Source organism: Bartonella sp. AP72JLCBS (assembly GCF_042195705.1).
GTDB lineage: Bacteria > Pseudomonadota > Alphaproteobacteria > Rhizobiales > Rhizobiaceae > Bartonella.
The window spans coordinates 273,631-295,556 of record NZ_JBHIOU010000001.1 but is presented as its reverse complement, the minus strand read 5'-3'; the positions used below and the strand labels follow the sequence as shown (position 1 = coordinate 295,556).

Here is a 21,926-nt window from a genome sequence, read left to right as displayed (position 1 = left end):
GATAAGCTTAATCCATTATTTAAAAGATATAACTGTAACTGCTTTTGAAATGCGTAAAATCGAATAAAAAATGACAGTAAAGATGGATGTTGATTTTCCCCTTTACAACTTCATATCTTCCTCCAACTAGGCTATTTACTTGTTTTAAGAGGTTACACCCAAACAGATATATGCAATATGCTCATTCCATATATAAAGAAAAAGGTTCCTAACAAGTACCACACCACCTGTATAAAAAGGCAATTCAGCATACTTTAAAATGCCACTTTTTCCATAGAAACACTGTTGCTATATGTAGTTTGACATAAGATTTTGTACTAAGTGAAAAGAAGTTGGACGAGTTAGGAGTAGGTGATAATTTTTTATTTTTATAGCTATTTTTTTTACCATTAAATACGCATTTTGTTAAAATAGATTTTGACACTCTAAAATTGCAAAAAAGTGTGAAAATCAGAAAAAGTTGAAATTTGGTAGTAAAAATGAAAAAAGGCTTTGGTACAACACCTAGAGTGGAGCAAGACGACCAAGTTTTAAAAATCCCAGTTTTACCCACCCATTGTTAATGAGCAAGGAAAGAACGGGAGCGCCGTCCGCATTTTTAGGCAAAGCACCCAAAATAAAAAATAACGCTTGAAGATTATTGGCTTGCGCGGGAAATAAGCGCTGCAGAGTGTCAAGAAGCTTCATGGACTGAATAAGGACAAGTTCAAATTTTGCTGTCAAATATCCTTCATCATCAAAAGAAAAAGGTCCACTAATACGCACTGCACCACCTGTATGAAAAGTCAATTCACCTTGCTTTAAAAGTCCACTTTTTCCATACAGTCTCTGTTGCCAATTTTTTTCTTCATGTTCAAACAGAAGAGAGGCATCATTTAAAATCCATTTCAAATTGCCATCAATTTTAGGAATATCAACAAAAGAAGATTTTAAAAAGGGAGAAGCATCAAAACCGTCAAAAGTTATATGTCCCGATAAATCATTCTTTTCATGTTTAAGATCAAGTCGAAAAAATTCTGCCGTTATTTTTTGAGGCATGTCTTGTGGCTCTAACGGCTGAATAATCACGTCATGCGTATTTTGCAAAGATGCCGGATCTTCAATATTTTCTTGTGTCGTTTTTTTATCTGTCGTTGGTGCTCTTAATGCTTCTTGAAGCTTTTGATCTTCAGGGGAAGAGGAAAAAGATGAAATCTCAAGCCCTTCAGCTATAAACTTCAATGTTTTACCCGTTTTCCAATAAGGCTCTGTTTCAATCACCAAATTGCGCCAATGCGATACTATGGGAGTTTTTCCGGAAAAAACAATTAATGCAGGAGAATGAACATTAAACTCGACCAAATGAGGTGCGTAAATTGGTGCACCAGCTGTCAAACGCCCCGTCGATAAAGAAACTCCATGTAAAGGCCAAGAAAATTGAAACTTGTCACAAACAACACCGACACGTAAAGGATAACCATCCTTGTGCACATTCTCACATACCGCCGCCATATTATGGGAAGATACTTTTGTGAATATATTAGAAACATAGTCTTCTATTTTACGCGAAAAAAAAACCAGAGTGCGCTATAAATAAATATCAGAGCAAGACAAAAGAGCCCACAAATTAAATAACTCAAAGAAAAACTTTTTTGTGATGATGGTATTTGAAAGGATTTAGACAATATTCAAACTTTCTTTATCTCTTAACTTCCTCCCCACCCTAAAAAGGATAAAGATTCCCAACCACGTTCAGTTTATACACAATCCAACTTCTTAATCGACCGGATTTTATCTACTGATCACTTCAAGAAGTCCCTATACATCGTTCTAAAGTACAGTATCTCATAAGCTCAATAAACAAGATTTTCTTAAAAAAAACCCATTACACCCTTTAACAAAAAACACCTCATGTGTAAAGTTTTACATAGATTTTCTACCTCTAGCTTAAACCATACTGTTTTACAGCACAACAAAAATAATAATGAATAGTGTTTCTTAACGATAAAGCCATTGAGCCCCCCATCTTTACGCTTATGGAGACCCCAAAGCCAGCACCATCATTATATTTGGCTAGCCCCCAAATGTTGCGACAGCCCTTGGCACTTAAGACAGTTCATAAGAAGCATTTTTAGTCTTTTCTTATACAGTTTTTGCCCACACGCCAGCCCTACTTGTGACATGCAAACAAGAGGTTTTTATTGAGTCAACATACACAGGTTTGGAATGAAAAAACCTTACTATATTCGGGGTTCTCATTCAATATACAAAACCGTGAATTACCTATATAAATCAATTCGTTGTCAACAATCACACAAGTACGGGCGGTGTACAAAAAATCTGGTGTAATGCGCTTTCAAACCATTGGCTCAAAGCTCGATCATAGATTAAACGACCTTTCAAATGTGCACAAGCAGGTTGAGCACCTTTTTCAGTCAATTTATGTGCCGAACGCACGACCAAACGCCGCATCATAGCGCGTGTAAATTCAGCATGAAACTGCAAGCCCCATGCATTGTTTCCATAACGAAAAGCTTGTGTAGGATATGTATTCCCTGTTGCCAAAAGCATTGCCTCTTTCGGTAAATCATAAATACCTTCATCATGGAAATGGTAGACCATCTCTGGCCAATTCATCAATTCCTTCCCTTGTGGGGTTGCTTCTAGTGGATACCAGCCGACTTCAACAGTCCCATCACTTCTTGTACCAACGCGCCCCCCTAGATTTCGCGCTAACATTTGTGCTCCAAGACAAATACCCAAAAAAGGCTTATTTTCCTTTAGTGATAACGAAATCCAATCAATTTCCTCACCAATATAGGCTTCGCTGTCATTCACACTCATCGGTCCCCCTAAAATAACAACGCCGGCATAATGCTCTAATGTATCAGGGAGTTTTTGTCCAAAAATAGGACGATAAATATCAAGAACAAAACCATTTTGTTGTAAAAATTTTCCCAACCGACCAGTATAGGTAGAGCGCCGATGAATAACGACAGCAATCCTTGGTTTGTTATTTTTTTGTTTTTTATCAAGACATCTCTGATTTAAAAACATTTTTTAACCAATCACCTCTGCTACCAAGCAAAACTTTATTTTTAAAGCATAAGAGAATAATTTTATTGGACAAGACTAACGATATTTTTTCTTCTAGGTCAATTGTTTCTTCTGAGAAAACATTCGTATTATCACATTGGTGCAATTTAAAATAAACGAAATTTTTTCCTCGATAAAGATGTTTCTTCTTCTGTTTTAACCCCTGGATCATCAACATTTAAGTGAGTTTGACTGAACATTTTTACATCTTTTTCTTTTATATCTTGTTTCTCCACCTGCACATTATGCAAAAGAGAATCATCTATAGGTGTTAATTTTTCAAGCTTCTTATCTCCAACATCATCACTTTTTCCCATAACATACTCTTTGTCTTGCCTTTTCGACACAATATTGTCCGCCTCTAATGTGAGAGAAGGCATACAAGGAGGCGCCTTCCATTCAAAACAGCCCAAACGTCCACTGATTGGAGAAACCACTGACCAAGAAGAAAAAATGGCCCCATCACACATCCACACTGGATCACGTTCAGCACGAAGTGCTAAAGAAAGCCATTGACGCACAGCACCTTGATTGTTTCCCTGTGCCTCTTCAATATCTGCCAACAATAAATAAACACTTTCCCGTGGATGACATTGTAATGCTTTTTGTGCCTTCTCTCTTGCTAATGCTGTTTCACCAGCATCCAAAGCTGCTTTAGCAATAAGGAAAGCCGACTCAAATGCATCTTTATTATAAGAAGCAAGTGTCTTAGCCCTTTTCAATCGCCCAATGGCTCCTTCTTCTCTTTCAAGATAAAGCGCTCCCAAGTCAGGATGAGGCTCCTTTTGCCAAGCCGCTATAATCATTTTATCCGCTTTACGCGTTTCGTTTAATTTATAAAGAATATCAGCAGCAATAACTATTATTGGAACAAAATCAGGCGCCAATTTATGGGCTTTCAAAATAGCTTCACGTGCTTGTACAGGATGTGTATCAAACAAAGAAAGTGCCTGCCCACTTAGTAGTAAAACCTGTATATGCTGCCGCTCTGGAATCGCGCGAATAGAACGCGGGAGAGCTTTTTGCGTTCTTTCAAAAATAGTAAGTGCCTTATCCCATTTACCCTCAGTACTTAACCGATCAAGCACCGCCTGATGCGCCCATAAAAGTGCTGGCGATAAAGTCAGTGCCTCTTCAGCATATTGTTGCGCTGCCTCATAAGCTTTACTCTTCATTGCTTCACGAAACAAACCATAAAGTCCAACCAGTTTTGTCGGATCTTCCTTTCTCATCTCTTCATAAAGACCGATGGCGCGAACAGAGTCATTTTGTAAAGACAAGGTTTGCGCTTGTAAGAGTTTTACCAATGGCTCTTGTTTCCCTGCAAGATATTTAGCAACACGTGCTTCCATTTTTTGCGCAACCATACTATCACCAGCAAAAGTTGCAAGAATCCCCTTTGAAAGAGCTTCGTAACCACGCTTTTGATGGCGTTTATAAAAATAATTGGAAAGAGCATTCGGTATGGAAAAAAAGAAAGACAATAACCACCATAAAAGCACCAGCGTTACAAAAAATAAAATAAGCACACTTAACACTGTAAGAAATGAAGCAGAAAATCTGAAATGCAAAAATGTGAGAACAAAAATACCATTGTGATTAGCTACCCACGTGAAAGCTAAACCGAGGATACAAACAACAAAAATATAAATAAAAACACGTATCATCTTGGGCCTATTTACATCTTTGTTGCTTTAAAAGATCCTTGTTGCACAGACAATAACAATTGCTGCAACAACTGTTGAATAGCAATATGTCTTTCAAGCTGCTTAACAAAATCCATTGAAACATCTTTTGCACTTTGAGGCAATGATTGCCATTCGCTCAAAGCCTTTTCGTAATCACCAGCTTGAATGGCAACTTCCATGCGTGCCGCAATAGCCCCCAGTGTTGGCCCTTCAACATTTCCAATCGGTCGCGAAACAATAAGCCCTTTTATCCATGCTAAAATTCGGTCAAAAAAACCAGCATCTGACGCAACAAGATTTTGCGTACCAACAATTGCATCGGCAACATGAGAAAAATCAACTGAAAGTTGTGCTGAACTTGGAAGACCCACAGTAGCTGTTTTTTGCAACACATCAAGTCCATTAATCGAAGGCGATAATTGTTGTAACAGCTTTAATTCATTATTATAAGATCCACCACGCTCTATAGCATTTTTTAATGAACTAATTGCAGTAAAGAGCGCGGTATCTATTTCTTTTTTCTCACTATTTTTAACAGCAGTTTCTTCCTGTAGTGCTTCTAACTGTTGTTTTAACGCAGCAAGATCATTTGCATTGCTCTGCCCAACAGACAAAGCCGTCTCTATCTCTTTCGACTTTCTAACAAAAGTTTGTACAGTTTCTTCAAGAGCTTTTACTTTTTCCTCTAAAATCGCAAAAGCTTTTTTGCTTTCTTCTTTCGATAGTTCATCATTTTTCGTTGTTTTAAACTGTTGTGATGAAAAAGAAGAAAACTCTGTTTTTAACGTATCAATTTCTTGAAAGACCCGCCTCAATTGTTCCTTTGTGTCTTCACCTTGACTTTTTGCGGCTTCAGCAATCTGCAAAGCTTTTTCTCCTCCAGCAGAATTTTCCACAAAAGGAGAAGGAAAAAAACCAGCCCATTGAAGCCCCATAAAAACTCCCAAAGCAATGAATCCTCCCAAAATCCCAGAAAGGGACAAGAAAAGCCAAGTTGTACTAGAGATACTTTTATCCTGACCTTGCATATTCTGTTTTTCTCGCGCATGAGATTCTACAGAATTATGGATTTTTTCCTCTGAATCATGGGGAACAGCTTCATGTTCAATAACTGGTTTCTTACGGCGCGTACCAGCATAATGTGGTTTAACTTTTGGTTTTGAAGAATCGACCATCTCTGTCACTTTTCGTGCACACTTTTTTTAATGATAAAATAATAAAATGAAAAAAGTTTTAAAAACGCAGCTTTTCTCAATAATATTTACAATTATCGCCTTTAATAGACAAGTTTTAAAAAAAACATTTGCATTTTATACTCGAAAATACAGCTTTATTTTTTAATCCATGATATCATAAAATTCAAAGAAAATGCCAAAACACATATTTTTCATAGAAAAATCAATTCTAAGAGAAATACTTTGCATCTTTTTCTGTTCATGGTACGCACGCAGGAAAGAAGCTTCCATATAAGGTTTTGTTTAAAATGCGTCTGCTGGGAATAGAAACAAGTTGTGATGAAACGGCAGCAGCTGTCATTGAATATAACAATGAATCAAACAGCCGAATTCTTTCCAATGTTGTTTGGAGTCAGATTGATCACCATGCACCTTACGGCGGTGTTGTTCCTGAAATTGCTGCTCGTGCCCATGTTGAAGTTCTTGATCATTTAATTCTGCAAGCACTAACAGAAGCAAACACAAAATTAAAAGATATTGATGGCATTGCAGCCACCAGTGGGCCTGGTTTGATAGGAGGATTGTTGGTAGGCGTTATGAGCGCAAAAGCACTCTCTCTTGCCACTGGCAAACCATTTATTGCGGTAAATCACTTAGAGGGACATGCTTTAACAGCTGTGTTAACGCACAACGTCAGCTTTCCTTATTTATTACTTTTAGTTTCAGGGGGTCATACACAAACAATCATTGTTCATGGAGTAGGCAACTACCAACGTTTAGGAACCACCATTGATGATGCATTAGGAGAAGCCTTTGATAAAACTGCAAAACTTTTAGGTCTTCCCTATCCTGGTGGACCAGCACTTGAAAAAGCAGCTTTATTTGGTGATAAAAATCGCATTCCCCTTCCACGACCTTTAAAAGGTGAAAAACGGTTAGACTTTTCTTTTTCCGGACTAAAAACTGCTGTTCGACAAGCCGCAACAGCCATAGCTCCTCTTACAGAAAATGATATTGCTGACATTGCCGCAAGTTTTCAAGCCGCTGTGACCGATACAGTACATGATCGTATTCACCTAGCCCTACAACACTTTGCCCACCAATACCCTCTCTCTGATGATCAAGAAAAGCGTTCTCCTGCTTTGGTTGTCGCAGGCGGTGTTGCCGCAAACCAAGCCATTCGCTCTACGTTGCAAGAACTTGCCCATCAACATGGTTTTGAATTTATAGCCCCTCCTCTTTCCTTGTGTACCGATAATGCTGCAATGATTGCTTTTGCCGGTGCACAAAAACTCGCACGAGGAGAAACAAGCTCTCTTGACATTGCACCCCGCTCACGCTGGCCATTAGATGAAAAAGCCGCGCCCTTGATCGGGATGGGACGCCGTGGAACAAAAGCATAATAAAATTGACGTCCCACACACACCTTAAAGAACGAAGATTTCTACTCAATCCGGTCTATAGATAGCCCGAATTCTCTATCGAGCAGCTTCCACCTGCTTCCCACTCACACAATTCACTTAACCCAAAGCTCGACACGTAAACCTAAATATTCACCACATATTCTGAAAACCTTCATGTTTCAAAAAACTGCCTTATATCATTACATTTCAAATGACAGTATTTTACAGCATAATAAGATCTACTCTCTCCCACGAAGCATAAATATGAATGCCATTCGTTGACCTCTTCATCTTTGACCATTCATTCGTTTCATTGCCATTGTAATCTTAAAGCTTTTTAGAACCAATTTTCTTCATTTTTTCCAACAAACTCTTATAATGACCGCATTTCAAACCATAGCTAAAAGGATAAGCAAAGAGCAAAATACCTTTATACAACATGAAATATCAATAGAGCGCGTCTCTCTACTACACGTTATTTTGAAACAAGAAAAAACAGATAATAGCCGTTCTTTACCCCATTTTAAAAATCATCGTTGATGGTATTACAAAGATACTTATAAAAATGCATAACAGTCTATGAAAAAGGAGAACTCATGGCTTATTGGCTTTTTAAATCTGAACCCCATAAATGGTCATGGGAGATGCAAAAGAAAAAAGGAGTTAATGGCGAACAATGGGATGGTGTACGCAATTATCAAGCCCGTAATAATATGCGCGCTATGAAATATGGCGATAAAGGTTTTTTTTATCATTCAAATAAAGGTTTAGAAATTGTAGGAATTGTAGAAATATGTACTGAAGCGCACCCTGATTCTACAAGCTCTGATCCACGCTGGGAATGTGTGGATATCCGTGCACTTTGTGACATGCCAACACCTGTTTCATTAAAACAAATTAAAGCCAATCCCAAACTAGCAAATATGGCGCTGGTCAAAGCCAGCCGCTTATCAGTGCAACCCGTAACAGAAGATGAATGGAAAGAAGTCTGTTTGATGGGCAACCTTAAGGAGGAAATGCTTTTATCTTAAAACAATAATTTTTATTCATTAACTCATATAAAAAGATGCTTCATAGCGCAGAAGAATAAGCTCAACACCCCCTTCTGTTGAGGTATTCTCATGCTAAATGCATAAATATGATATTTTTCTTTGTCATTTTTTATCCTGCACTCTTTCTCAATACAGTCTCCTTCCAAATTACACAAAAAACCTCTTTATGATGCATCTTTTCGGCATTGCTAAAGGCAAAGCTTGCTCAACGATTATAATAAGCAACACCACGAACATAACACTCAATCCCCTTCGCACACAAATGCAACAAAAAAACAAAACTGAACGTGAATAAAAACAATAAAAACGATCGTGAAGTTCTCCTAAACAGTGCATATGTTCTAGGTGTTGCACAATTCTCTTCACGCCTAAAAAACGCATCATATTGCGTGTTCATTGTTTTGCATGTTGGACGAGTGCGCCTCATACCGCAGGATTCTCTCATTCCCAACCTGTTTATATTGAATCAATCAAAGGCTATTTGCTTGCACATTCTAAACGGAGAAAGTCCCATATGGAAAAAACCGTGAAAGAAAGGACTAAAAATTCCTCCTATGAATCGTCTCAAGTGCCAAGAACTGTCCGCAACACCCACGAGCTGGCAAAGTGAATGATAGTGCCACACCTTGTTTCTCCATAAAGCGTAAAGATGATGACACTCAATAGCTAAAACACGTTCTAGAACATAAAAAAACGCTTCCAACCAACACGTAAAATACCCTGCAGACGGAATACCGTCTTTTCAGCAAGCAACCATTAGAAATTATAAAAGTTTATTTTTTAGAAGCGCTCTTTTTTAATTTTCCTCTTTTAATTTTTCTTGCATGAAATCTTATTTTTCATGAAACTATATCAATCAGTGCATCAACATGCCTATAAGGAAAAACATGAACCACTATACTCTTTTAATCGTTGAAGACGATGATCTACGCCCTATTTTAGTAGAACAATTGCAAATGCATCAAGAGTTTAAAATTTTCCAAGCAAAAACAGCAGAAGCGGGAATGAGAATAATCCAAGAAAAAAATATTGATCTCACTATTTTGGGATTTCAACTTCCTGATCTTGATGGCTACAAAGCCGTTAAACAATTACGCACCCAAGGATTTCGTGCCCCCATTATCATGATAATAAATTATGATACAGACTGTGATAATATTTTAGATCTTGAAACAGGCGCCAATGATTATGTAACAAAACCCTTTCGCTTTGCGGTGTTATTAGCGAGAATTCGAGCACAGTTGCGCCAATATGAACAAAATGAAGACGCAACCTTTCATATTGGTCCCTATACTTTTAAACTAAGACAAAAACTTCTTCTTGATCAATGCAACAATAAAATCTGTCTCACAGAAAAAGAAGCAGCGATCCTTAAATGTCTCTATCATGCCAATGATAAAATTGTCAGCCGTGAAACATTGTTAGAACAAGTTTGGGGATATAATGAAAATATTATCACCCATACTTTAGAAACCCATATCTATCGTTTGCGACAAAAAATCGAAAACGATCCCTCCAATGCGCAAATTCTCATAACAGATCAAAATGGTTACCGTTTAAATCTTTAATTCGAGATTTTCTGTTTCAAAAATAATTTTAATATTCTAAATGAAAACAGAAACGAGATGAAAAAACCTTCGCATATAATTCGAATGCTATTACATAGAACTTACTCTTATGACAAAATATATAACATTATGAATAAAAAACGAAATATTCCAACATGAGAACCAAAAACAAAAATGCTTTCAACCCTCACGATATACTTTGTAACTTCTGTTTCACATGCTTTTGTTCTTTCTAAAGTTTTTAATATGTTTCGCATATAAATAATCGTGATATCTTTTAGCAACATTCTTGATCATAACTATCATCTTTAGATGAGTGCTATTTATGATTATTTTTTTCAGAAAAACCGCTCCACGCACTGCTTTATCTCACATTCACTAACCTAACTTGAGAGATGTTTTTTATCTTTATAGTTTTCCTCTATTCTTTATGACTTTATCTCCTCTTAAGAGGTTATATAATTCATGATATAACGCTAAATGTTTATCCTAACGATAAAGCCACTGAGCACCACCATCTTTACGCTTATAAAAGAACAAGCCAGCACCATCACACACTTATGTTAGATCTCGATGTTGCAGAGGAGCCCTTGATACTTGAGATGGTTTATAAGAAGCATTGTAATCCTTCCTTGTACAGTTTTTAACCACCATAAACCATATTATGTAAGATCTCTTGGACTCTGCTATTTTTACGTTTACGAAGATACCAGCATTTTTTTCTTTTAAAATGTTTCCACTATTCATGAAATATGGTTCGGTATATAGATACTTGAGATTTTTATTCACATACCAATTCCACATATTAATGTACAAAAGAATATTTTTTAATTGTAAATGCAAAAAATTGAAATAAGAGAATTCTTCTATACTTGCGGTTCTTATGACAATGACAAAATGATTAATTATCTTTATAAATTAAAATATTTCTTGTCTGTGGTGATAAAGCAGGAATAAAAATACGTCGCGACTGACGACGCTGTACGAGCAAACCCTGATAAACACGTTTTTGTGCCTGACACATTAAGAGTCCACCAAAATAAGGCAAAAGATAGCGAGCAAATGGCTCGTAAAAAAATGAGAACAACCGCGAAAAATACCCCGTAGAGGGCATATAGTGTACAATTTCTTGTATTGGCCCAGAAACAAAATTTGTTTTTTCGAACAAACGAGTAATTTGTTGCCGACTATAGGGTTCGCCATAACCAAAGGGCGTAGTAATATTGCGCGCCCAAAAGCCAGAGCGATTAGGTACAATAACGATCAAGTGGCCATTGGGTGCTAAAACACGCCATATTTCATTCAACGTTTCAAATGAATTTTCTGTATATTCTAATGCATGTACCAATAAAATACAGTCAACTGACGCATCCGGAAGCGGCAAATCTTCTTCAAAAACAAGCGCTGTAGCAACTTGCTCAGAACAAGGCCAAGGCGAAACACCCTGAGCAGCAGGCATAAAAGCAAAACATTGTTGGGCACGTTCACGCAATGTAGAAAGATAAGGAAGTGCATAACCCAATCCCATAATCCGTTTATCCGTAAGATCAGGCCACCATAAATTCAATTGGTCACACAGCGTCTTTTGCACACGCAGTCCAAGTGCAGAAGCATAAAAATCTTTCAGCGTAACGATATCCAACTCAACATACCATGTAGAAACAAATTTCAAACATTACAGATTTTCATATACCAAACCTATATGGACTTCTGCTTTTTTTCCGCAATAGCGAACATTTCAATATTGCATATCTTAAACTTAAATGATTAAAAAATCAGTACAACAGGATGATTATTGCCTTACAAGCACTTTAATCATTTTTTTGGAGATAAACCCCATAGAGGTTCTTCATACACTGTTTTTGACATCAATTAAGAAAAAAGCCAACACTGGTTAATTAAAATGAAGCAATCTTTCAAGATAGTTTTTTTCTTCTTCTGAAAGATGCTCTTTACCAAGACGTTTGCGAATTTCATCCAAAATCTGCCGCGTACGCATTTGATCACTTTCTTGTGGTAGTGCCTCGCCTTCTTGTTCTTCATCTGTTGTTGAAGAAAGTGGACGTCCTAACGGATCTTTAGGACCAAAATCAGCATTTTGATCATCTCCCGTTTCTTTAAGTGTTTCGCGCATTTTTTTCAAAACATTTTGTGCACCTTGCCTCAAAGATTCCAAAGCATCAGACTGATTTTGTATAGATACCTGATGATTTCCATTATCAAGAGCATTTTCCGCAGAATTCATTTTTTCTTCTGCCCTTTTCAACGCCCCCCCTGTTTCAAATCCTTGTTCTGATAATTCTTTTTCTAATGTTGATAATTCAGATTGCAATTCAGCTTGACGTTTTTTTAAAGATTTTTTTTGTGTTTCCGGTACATTTTCTCCGCGTTTTTGTTCCATCTCTAACTGATGTGTTTCATTGAGAATTTCTTGCTGACGACGCATTAAATCTCCAAGCTGGTCCATCTTTTCTTTCATTTGTGCAGATTGGCTTTTTTCTCCCTCATTTTGATTGCCTTTTTGCACATGCAAATGATCAAGCGTCTGTTCAACTTCCGCCAAGAGTTGTTCAGCTGCTAAAGAAGAGCCCGTTTTAGCCATTTCCTCAATTAAATTTAGCTTTTCTTGTAATGTAGATTCAGAAAGATTAGGACTTTTTGAGCTTTTAGAATTTTTAGAAACTTGACTATCCGGTGCTTTTTCAGCCAAAGCACGAATATACTCATCCATAGCTTGACGTAAATCTGCCATAAGCCGTTCAATTTCTGCCGCTGAAGCACCGTAACGCAATGCATCACGTAAAGCAGCTTGTGCTTGTTTTAACTTTTTTTGCACGGATTCAAGCTGATTATCTTCAATACCCAAAGCAATTTGCCATAAATAATCCACCACATCGCGCAAATCCTCGTCTGTTTGTGCTAAAGAAAGTCTTGTCCACGCACTTTGTAGAACAATAAAATGCGATGCATTTTGCAACCCCTTTTCTGGACGCACAAGCAAAGCAGAAAGCATATCCAATACACGCTCTTTCACAGAAGCATCAAGAGCTAATAGACGACGCAATTCAACCACTGCGCGTGCAACAGGATTCGAAAAAACACGCTGTGGTAATATCATAACAAAAGTTTTGCTACGCCCTTTCTGCCCCGCACCATCTTCTGCCACCAAAGTAATTTTGACTTGCGAACCTGCCCATGGATGCGCTGATATATCCTGCACCATTCGCATTTTCCCCTTTCCACCACGCGGAAGAAGAAGTTCTATTTCCGGAGCATTATAAAGAGAAGAAGCACTTTTATTCTGAGGAAGAAAAGGCTCTATTTCAACAAAAGCCTTTGTCACACCATAATCATCATCCACCACATATCGTAACTCCAATGATCCCGTTAAAATCCTCCCTGGTTTTTCCAACCAATGAATTGTTGGACGCGTGTCCTTAATTATCTGCAAATGCCATTGCTGTTTTTTACGACGTGATGATACAAATAAATTTATTGAATGGTTTAAATGTGTTTCAAAATGAACAATTGGATCATTCAAAGCTGTTTGTTCCGTTTTCTCTGAAAACGAAACTTCCCTCCCATCTTCTACAGACTTTGCTTTTACTGTAATGCCAGCCCCATTGACAACACGCACAACAACATTACTCCCTTCAGGGATTTCTAGTTGTGTTTTCTCATCTTTTGTCAAATAAATCGGTGCCACACCGGTATAAGCAGGTGGTGTTACCCAAGCATCAATACGCATGAGTTTTTCATCAACGACAGGACGAAAATCAAAGGCATCAGCCAAACGCCCCCCTTGTGAACCAAAAGAAAAACTAAAAGCGCACACAAAAAGAAGAGCACACAAAGCCCTCAAAGCCAAAGGATCATAATCCGCACTATTAAGAGAGATAAATCCAGTTTTTAAATGGTATAATTGCTTTGCCATTCGGCGTTGATGTTCACGCCAAATAACAGCACTAAAATCTTCATCATTTTCAGAACATAAACGATCTGTCTGAATATTCAAAGGCTGGTGTCTAAGATCATTGACGCGTTCAAGGCGGCAATTTACTTCCCGCATTGTGGGAAACCGAAAACGAATAAGAAAAAATAAACTCGCCCCAGCACAAATAAGTATAACCCCAAGTAAGAGCAAATGTGACCAATAGCCCAAAATACCAAAAAGTCCCAACCAGCTAAACGAACAAAAGAGACTAAGAACGAGGAAAAATGGCAACAACCGTACCCACATCCGTTCAAATGAAAGGATCCCCCACATCAAAATGCGCACACACAAAAGCTTCATTGCAAAACCTTTGATGTTTTTATTTTTCATAAACAAGCATTTATCCCCTTTTATCGTGGTGCATTAAGATCATAAACCCCATACAAAACAATTTCTAGAAAATAAATTGTTTCATCAAAGTTTAGTAAAAATAAGACCCAAAATATTTAATAATGCTCAATCTAATTTGGGCTCAATCCAATCTGGAATATGATCACAGCCTATCAATTGTGCATAATCAAGGCGTGGACGAATGACTGCATAACGCGTATCCTGAACCAGAACTTCCGGCACCAAAAGTCGACTATTATAAGTGCTTGCCATCACTGCGCCATAAGCCCCTGCTCCTGTTAACATCAAAACATCACCCGCTTTCAACACTGGTAAAGAACGTTCCAAACCTAAATAATCACCAGTTTCACAAATAGGACCGACAATATCAGCATTAATCAGAGGGGCATCTATTGGTGTTTTTTTCACTGGCATTACATTTTGCCACGCATCATAAAGCGTTGGACGCATGAAATCATTCATCGCCGCATCAACAATAACAAAATTTCGTCCTTCCCCCTTTTTTAAATACACAACCGATGTTACCAACACACCGGCTTCACCAACAATACTACGCCCAGGTTCTAGGATAATATTGATCCCTAAAGGCGCAATATGTTTCTTTACCAGTGCTGCATACTCAAAAGGAGAAGGTACTGGATGCTTCTCATAACCATAAGGAATACCAAGCCCGCCCCCAATATCGATATGGGTTATCGCATAACCATTATTCCATAATTGACGCACAAAATCTGCAACAATAACAAATGCATCTTCAAACGGTTTTAAATCACAAATTTGACTGCCAATATGGAGATCAACACCACACACATGAAGACCAGGCAATTGAGCTGCTTTTTTATATGCATCACCCGCCAAAGACAGTGGAATACCAAATTTATTCTCAGACTTACCTGTTGTAATTTTCTTGTGAGTCTTAGCATCCACATCAGGATTAATGCGTAAAGAAATACAAGCCGTTTTTGAAAGCGCAGCAGCCCGCGCCGATAATTGTTCAAGTTCTGGCTCTGATTCAACGTTAAAACAATAAATATCTTGTGCAAGAGCAAAATCTATTTCTCTCACTGTTTTACCAACACCAGAATAAACAATATTCTGCGCAGGAATACCAACAGCAAGTGCACGCCGTAATTCCCCTTCTGAGACCACATCAGCTCCCGCTCCATTGTTAGCTAAAAGTTGTAAAACTGCTTGATTGGAATTCGCTTTAACCGCATAAGCAATTAAACTCGGCATATCATGAAATGCATTCTGATAATCTTTAAAATGTGCAACGATTGCGCTAGCTGAATAACAATAAAAAGGTGTTTCAACTTCTCGCGCAAGTTCCAAAAGAGAAAGACCTTCAGCGTGAAGCACACCCTGATGATAAGAAAAAAAACGCATAAAAATTCCTATTGTATTAACCGATCAAGAATAAAAGGTTTATCTGTTTTACCTTGAGAAACAAAAGTTCCTTGTGAAGAATTCACTCCTGTTGAAGGAGGTAACTCTAATGACCCTTTACGCCCACACCCAACGATACCCAAGCCCCCAAAAAGGACAATTATCAACCCCTTTAATATAATTTTCATCTGTCCTCTTTCCTCATCTCGATCTCTTTGTTACCTTTAAAATACAATCACTCAAGCGCTCACGAGACGCTTTTTCCAATACGCAATTTGCCGAAGAACCTCTGAAGGCGCTGTTCCCCCAAAGCTTTTACGACTTTCAACAGATTTTTCAACGGTCAAAACATCAAAAAGTGCCGCATTGATATCAGGACAAATTGCTTGAAGTTCATCTAATGATAAATCATGAAGGCGACACTGTTTTTTTTCTGCCAATGCCACAGCACACCCTGTGATGTGATGTGCTTCGCGAAAAGGAATCCCTAAATTGCGTACAAGCCAATCCGCAAAATCTGTAGCTGTTGCATACCCTAAATCCGCTGCTTGTTTCATGGCTTTTTTATTCACTTTCAAATCAGCAATCATCCCTGTCATTGCTGCTAGTGATAATTCCAAACTCAAAGCCCCATCAAACACATATTCCTTATCTTCTTGCATATCCTTTGAATAAGCAAGCGGTAATCCTTTCATCACCGTTAACAATCCCATAAGTGCACCATTCAATCGACCTGCTTTCGCTCGTACTAACTCTGCCGCATCAGGATTTCTCTTTTGTGGCATAATGGAAGACCCTGTTGAAAAAGCATCTGATAAATGAATAAAACAAAACTGTTCACTTGACCAAAGAATTATTTCTTCTGCTAAACGCGAAAGATGTGTTGCACAAAGAGCGCCAGCGCTTAAAAATTCCAATGCAAAGTCACGATCTGAAACACTATCAATTGAATTGCGTGTAGGTTCGCGAAAGCCTAGCGCTTTTGCTGTCATAAAACGGTCAATTGGAAAGCCTGTCCCCGCTAAAGCAGCCGCCCCTAAAGGCGATTCATTCATTCGCTCAAGAGCATCACGCATCCGCGATAAATCTCGACCAAACATTTCAACATAAGCCATCATATAATGACTCAATGTTACGGGTTGAGCCAATTGTAAATGCGTAAAGCCTGGCATAAAGGTATCAACATGTTGTTCTGCGCGAATAAGTAATTGCTCTATCAATCCTTTTAAAGCTTGTGCTATCTTTTGCGTTGCTTCACGTACCCACAAGCGAAAATCAACAGCAACTTGATCATTGCGTGAACGCGCCGTATGCAAACGCCCAGCTACAGGACCTATCAATTCGCTCAGCCGCGCTTCAATATTCATATGAATATCTTCAAGCTTTCGTGAAAAAACAAATTTACCGTCTTCAATTTCTTGGCGAATAAGTTTCAAACCATGAACAATTTTTTCATAATCTGATTGTGAAATGATTTTCGTTTGCGCTAACATAGCTGCATGAGAAAGAGAACCTTCAATATCTTGTCGATAAAGTTTTTGATCAAAATCAATAGAAGCATTAATTTCTTCCATAATTGCAGCAGGGCCTGCCGCAAACCGACCACCCCACATTTGGTTCTTTAACTTCTCATCTGTCATATTCTGAAAACACCCATCCAAAGGACAAAATTATGATTTTTCAAATTTTCATCAGCGAAAAAAACAATAAAAAAAGGCAACTCTCCCTTGCATTCTTTATCATTGCACTGAGTTTATACGCAACCATAAACTACGATACCAAAAGAGAGTTTTTTCTTTTCAATTTCATTTCAGCAGCACAAGCACAAGAAATAAATACTGATAAAGCACGAGCAGAAAAAATGATGGCGATACGAAAAGCAGCAAAAGGCTTTTTTAGCCACATACGATTTGCTGATACGCTCTCAGATATGAATAAACTCTCTTTCAAGGATATTCAAGGAAAAGAGCACACACTCAGCGAATTTACCGGAAAACCAATGCTGGTCAATCTATGGGCTATTTGGTGTGCACCTTGCCGCACAGAAATGCCTGAACTTGCGCAATTAAAACGTGAATTAGGTGGAGAAAACTTTGATGTCATAGCTATAAATATCGATAAAACTGCTTCTCTTGAAAAAATTCAGCAATTTTTACAGAATATTCATTCAGATAATTTGCTTTACTATCGCGATGAAACAATGGATATTTTCAACAATGTTAGAAAACAGGGGCTCGCTTTAGGACTCCCCATTACATTGCTCATTGATAAAGAGGGATATCTCATTGCTTCCTTCAATGGTGCAGCTCCATGGGCCAATGACGATGCCAAAGCACTTATAAAAGCAGTCATTAAAGAAGCCCTATAACTTTAATAACCGCGTCTTTTTAAACGTTGTATAACAAGATCCAGTGCTGACAAAAAAGCAGAACGGTCTTTACGAGAAAAAGGACGGGGACCACCTATTATACTGCCCTGTCCACGCAAATCTTCCATCAAATTGCGCATCGCCAAAGCCTGACCAATTGAATTTACATCAAAAATACGCCCCGTTGGCGAAAGACAAAACCCCCCAGCTTGCACAACCCGCGCTGCTAAAGGAATATCACTGGTAATAACGATACTTGCCTCATGCACATGTTCTACGATCCAATCATCAGCACCATTGAATTCACCAGCAACGACCACTCTTTCAATGAGCGCTTCATCTGGAAGGGACAAAGAACGATTTGCCACAACAAATGTCTTAAGCTGATAACGATTCATCACACGATAAACTTCATCTTTTACAGGACAAGCATCTGCATCAATCAACAAAGTGATAGCAGGCTTTATTGGGATAATCATACCTTGGCTTTCAAGCAATAATAAGCTCTTTCATTTATCTGAATGTTGCAAATCCTTGCGATAAAACATTATCGCCGCGTTTATTTCTCCTCCCAAAATAAAAATTGCACTCAATATGTACAGAAAAATAATAGCAACCATAATAGATGCCAACCCTGCATAGGTAGAAATATAATCAAACATCGTTAAATATTGCGCAAAAGCGATAGAAGCCATAAACCATATAAACATTGTCACCACTATCCCTGGTAAAATATCTATAATTTTCCGCCGCCCTGCTGGAAGCCATTTATGAACAATCAAAAGACTGATAAACAAAATAACGATTGCAACTGTATAACGCCATACACGAATAACAGCAATATATTCAGTCATAAAAAAAGAATGATTTTGCATAATTTTGATCAACAAAGGCGCCAGAATCAATAAAAAACTAATCACAACAAGACCAACAGCTCCAAGGATTACAAAAAACAGACTTTGAAAACGACAAAATAACAAACTCCGTCGATCAGTAACACGGTAAGCTTTATTTAAAGCCGTACGCAAAGCCTCTATCCCATTAGAAGCAAAATAAGCCGCTCCAATGACAGAAAGCGTCAACACACCTCCTCGATGAATGGTTAAAACATTAACAATTTCCTGAGATAAAGGCTCTGCAATAACATCAGGCAATAACTGCACCAGTGCTTTAATTTTTTGCGGTGTATAAGTAAAAGCACCTAGAAAACGAGCAAAAGATGTTCCAAAAATAAAAAAAGGGAAAAATGCTAAAAGCCCCGATAGCGCAACATGGCTTGCAAAAGCACTCCCATTATCACGCCAATAATGACTTACTGCGTCACACAAAATACGATAGCTATACCAAAAGATATTTTTTAACAAAACTCAATACTTTCTGGTAAAACTCTTCCTCAGTCTATTTCAAGTTTTATAAAAATCATCAAAACTCTGCAAATAAACATTTTGCAATGTTGCAATATAACGGTCAATAATCAATACGGTCAAGCCCGACTTTATACCAAAACAAAAACAATAACCCACTCTATGAAGTTCTACAACGACCTCATTTTTTTGTTACTTCTACAGATCAGTAACCTCTTCTGTACATCATATGCCCTATAGAGAACTAAGCAAGATGATCGTGCACACATAAAACCTTTTGAAGTCATGGTTATCTATATCGGAGCAATCGCCACTCTTTTTTATTGCAATCTATGACTGAGTAGAGAAAAAACTTCTTATCGGTTTTTAGAAAAGACCAACGAAATTCAACAAAAACCTCTTGTTTTTACTCACCCTTTTTTAGAAACATTCTGACGCCCAAAATCAGGAGCATCAATTTCCTGTCCAGCATCAATAATATTGCGGCGTACAGCACGCGTACGTGTAAAAAAGTTAAACAGTGTCTCACCATCTCCTAAATGAATTGCCCGTTCTAAAAAAGCAAGCCCCTCACTAAAACGGCTCAACATTTCTAAAATAGCATCCTTATTATGCAAACAAATATCTCGCCACATAACGGGATCAGAAGATGCTAAACGCGTAAAATCACGAAAACCGGAAGCGGAATAAGCAATCACTTCCGAATTTGTTACTTTTTCTAAATCACTCGCTGTCCCAACAGTATTATACGCAATCAAATGGGGTAAATGTGAAACAATAGCCAAAACAAGATCATGATGCTTAGGTTCCATCTTTTCGACACGCGCACCACAAGCTTCCCAAAACGCTGTTAATTGTGCGACAGCAGCAGCATCGCTATCCGCAAAAGGCGTTAAAATACACCAACGATTCATAAATAAATCAGCAAAACCAGCATCCGGTCCTGAATATTCCGTTCCAGCAATTGGATGCCCTGGAATAAAATGAACCGTTTTTGGCAATAAAGGTGCCATTTCCGCAATAACCAACGCTTTCGTAGAACCAACATCACTCACAATCGCTCCAAGTTTTAAATGATCACGAATGGTTTTTGCCACTTCTGCACTAGCCCCAACAGGAACAGAAAGAATAACCAAATCTGCTCCTTCAACAGCTTTTGCATTATCTGTCGTATAAAAGTCCCCAAGCTCCAATTCTCGCGCTCTTTTCAGGGTTTCTGGACGACGTGTTGCAATAGAAATCTGAGCCGCAAGATTTTTCTTTTTAATCACTCTTGCTAAAGAAGACCCAATCAGACCGATCCCAATGAGTGCTATTTTTTCAAACTGAGTATGGAGCATCTTTCACCTTCAAAGATTCTTTGCAAATGGCAATAAAGACTAATTGTAAAATCACAATTTTCTTGTTTGTTTGTTCAAGAGTTATGCGTAAAACATTAAAAAATGACAACTAGGGAATAAAGAATAACGCAGTTTACCAATTATCACCTGCGCAAGCTGACAACAGATCACTTTACCTAGAAAACACATAAAAAATAAATGACGAGAAATCTAACATCACGCTCTAAAACTCCCTCTTAATTACTGATCAAAGCGCATCACCGAAACAAAATAAAATGCACTCTCAATTAGGATAACAACGACTCTACATAAAATCCCATCAGTTTACTTTATCTTACTAATTTACTCACAAAAAAACACATCAAAAGCGTAAGCAGACACTAACTCTTCTCCAATTATCCCGATACGTTCATTAATTTGTACATTAGACCTATATAAAACGTATTGCGCCTCCACCTACAACATCAACATAAGTTTCGCGAATATTGAAAACACCGTAAAACAACGCATACCAAAAGATACCATTAAAAACATTTTCCTCTCCCGATTCCGGATACCGTAAATCAAATAAATATGAGAAAAACACGCCCTCTCAATAAAGAAAAAGTTTGATAACAAAAACACCGAATATCCCTTTAATGGAATCACACCCCTCACGTAAAACAGAACGCCCTCAACAGAATAAATTTGGATTACAAATTCATGGGTTTGTTTTAAAAGACATCTCGCTCCCTAGCCTATCTCACGACAGTGTTCGTAAATGTTATAACTATAAATCTATTAAGCACGACCCTCTTCACACTTAAATAAAACACTATCATTATATTTTCCTACCCCCAATGTTGCAAAAAACCTTGGAATTTGAGAGCATTCATAAGAGGCATTTTTAGTGCTTTCTTGTACAGTTTTTATCCACACGCCCCCCACTTATGACGTGCAAAAGACATTGTTCTGATTGATTTAATATGAAAAATAATAAATTATTAATAATAAACAATGACTAGCTCTGTTTATGAGACACATTCATTGCTAAGATAATCATCTCTGTATCAAACATAAAAGTTTCCCCATAGGTGCTGTGGTTTTCATCATAATCTATTTTGACTTTCTTCTCATCCCATGAAGATTCTTAATTCATACCGATCTGCAAACAATTCATTTT

General features: G+C 37.8%; 16 protein-coding genes. 4 read left to right on the top strand and 12 right to left on the bottom strand.

Translation table 11 applies throughout. From position 1 onward, the window contains the following. Positions 1 to 504: 504 nt before the first annotated feature. From ACFILO_RS01095 to ACFILO_RS01080, 4 genes are all read right to left on the bottom strand, one after another. Complete coding sequence (locus tag ACFILO_RS01095) at positions 505 to 1,491, bottom strand: DUF2125 domain-containing protein (RefSeq protein ID WP_375632429.1); 987 nt, start codon at positions 1,489 to 1,491, stop codon at positions 505 to 507. A 798-nt stretch (positions 1,492 to 2,289) separates the two neighbouring features. Further along, on the bottom strand, positions 2,290 to 3,036 hold the full coding sequence (locus ACFILO_RS01090; protein ID WP_375606037.1) for a glutamine amidotransferase: 747 nt from the start codon (positions 3,034 to 3,036) through the stop codon (positions 2,290 to 2,292). 146 nt (positions 3,037 to 3,182) lie between these two features. Then, on the bottom strand, positions 3,183 to 4,742 hold the full coding sequence (locus tag ACFILO_RS01085; RefSeq protein WP_375632428.1) for a heme biosynthesis protein HemY: 1,560 nt from the start codon (positions 4,740 to 4,742) through the stop codon (positions 3,183 to 3,185). An 11-nt stretch (positions 4,743 to 4,753) separates the two neighbouring features. Further along, complete coding sequence (locus ACFILO_RS01080) at positions 4,754 to 5,938, bottom strand: COG4223 family protein (protein WP_375632427.1); 1,185 nt, start codon at positions 5,936 to 5,938, stop codon at positions 4,754 to 4,756. 308 nt (positions 5,939 to 6,246) lie between these two features. On the opposite strand from ACFILO_RS01080, the gene tsaD reads away from it, so the two are divergent. The 3 genes from tsaD (at position 6,247) to ACFILO_RS01065 (ending at position 9,961) form a co-directional block, all read left to right on the top strand. Next, the gene (tsaD, locus tag ACFILO_RS01075) at positions 6,247 to 7,341 is read left to right on the top strand and encodes a tRNA (adenosine(37)-N6)-threonylcarbamoyltransferase complex transferase subunit TsaD (RefSeq protein ID WP_375677722.1); all 1,095 of its coding nucleotides are present in this window, start codon (positions 6,247 to 6,249) and stop codon (positions 7,339 to 7,341) included. A gap of 596 nt (positions 7,342 to 7,937) precedes the next feature. Beyond that, on the top strand, positions 7,938 to 8,372 hold the full coding sequence (locus ACFILO_RS01070) for an EVE domain-containing protein (RefSeq protein ID WP_375677712.1): 435 nt from the start codon (positions 7,938 to 7,940) through the stop codon (positions 8,370 to 8,372). 908 nt (positions 8,373 to 9,280) lie between these two features. Beyond that, positions 9,281 to 9,961 (top strand): response regulator transcription factor, encoded by a 681-nt coding sequence (locus tag ACFILO_RS01065; protein ID WP_375612729.1) that lies wholly within the window; start codon positions 9,281 to 9,283, stop codon positions 9,959 to 9,961. A 901-nt stretch (positions 9,962 to 10,862) separates the two neighbouring features. On the opposite strand, the gene ACFILO_RS01060 is transcribed toward ACFILO_RS01065, so the two are convergent. The 5 genes from ACFILO_RS01060 to argH form a co-directional block, all read right to left on the bottom strand. Next, positions 10,863 to 11,633, bottom strand: a complete 771-nt coding sequence (locus ACFILO_RS01060) for a class I SAM-dependent methyltransferase (RefSeq protein ID WP_375632423.1) — start codon at positions 11,631 to 11,633, stop codon at positions 10,863 to 10,865. Positions 11,634 to 11,855: 222 nt separating this feature from the next. After that, a complete protein-coding gene (locus tag ACFILO_RS01055) occupies positions 11,856 to 14,285 on the bottom strand; it encodes a TIGR02302 family protein (protein WP_375653334.1) in 2,430 nt (809 codons plus the stop codon). A 126-nt stretch (positions 14,286 to 14,411) separates the two neighbouring features. Continuing rightward, complete coding sequence (gene lysA, locus ACFILO_RS01050) at positions 14,412 to 15,692, bottom strand: diaminopimelate decarboxylase (RefSeq protein ID WP_375653328.1); 1,281 nt, start codon at positions 15,690 to 15,692, stop codon at positions 14,412 to 14,414. 8 nt (positions 15,693 to 15,700) lie between these two features. Beyond that, positions 15,701 to 15,880 (bottom strand): LPS translocon maturation chaperone LptM, encoded by a 180-nt coding sequence (locus tag ACFILO_RS01045; protein ID WP_375622099.1) that lies wholly within the window; start codon positions 15,878 to 15,880, stop codon positions 15,701 to 15,703. 51 nt (positions 15,881 to 15,931) lie between these two features. Further along, positions 15,932 to 17,332, bottom strand: a complete 1,401-nt coding sequence (gene argH / locus ACFILO_RS01040) for an argininosuccinate lyase (protein ID WP_375653321.1) — start codon at positions 17,330 to 17,332, stop codon at positions 15,932 to 15,934. A gap of 32 nt (positions 17,333 to 17,364) precedes the next feature. Here argH and ACFILO_RS01035 point away from each other — a divergent pair, with 32 nt between their 5' ends. After that, entirely contained in the window at positions 17,365 to 18,060 is a 696-nt protein-coding gene (locus tag ACFILO_RS01035; RefSeq protein ID WP_375677711.1) for a TlpA disulfide reductase family protein, read from the top strand. A 2-nt stretch (positions 18,061 to 18,062) separates the two neighbouring features. Here the strand turns inward: ACFILO_RS01035 and ACFILO_RS01030 are convergent, their stop codons facing one another. From ACFILO_RS01030 to ACFILO_RS01020, 3 genes are all read right to left on the bottom strand, one after another. Further along, positions 18,063 to 18,539 carry a YaiI/YqxD family protein gene (locus ACFILO_RS01030; RefSeq protein ID WP_375612882.1) on the bottom strand — a complete coding sequence of 159 codons (477 nt, stop codon included), beginning with the start codon at positions 18,537 to 18,539 and terminating at the stop codon, positions 18,063 to 18,065. Between the two features lie 30 nt (positions 18,540 to 18,569). Continuing rightward, complete coding sequence (locus ACFILO_RS01025) at positions 18,570 to 19,424, bottom strand: YihY/virulence factor BrkB family protein (protein WP_375612736.1); 855 nt, start codon at positions 19,422 to 19,424, stop codon at positions 18,570 to 18,572. A gap of 410 nt (positions 19,425 to 19,834) precedes the next feature. Beyond that, entirely contained in the window at positions 19,835 to 20,764 is a 930-nt protein-coding gene (locus ACFILO_RS01020) for a prephenate/arogenate dehydrogenase family protein (RefSeq protein ID WP_375612737.1), read from the bottom strand. Positions 20,765 to 21,926 lie beyond the last annotated feature (1,162 nt).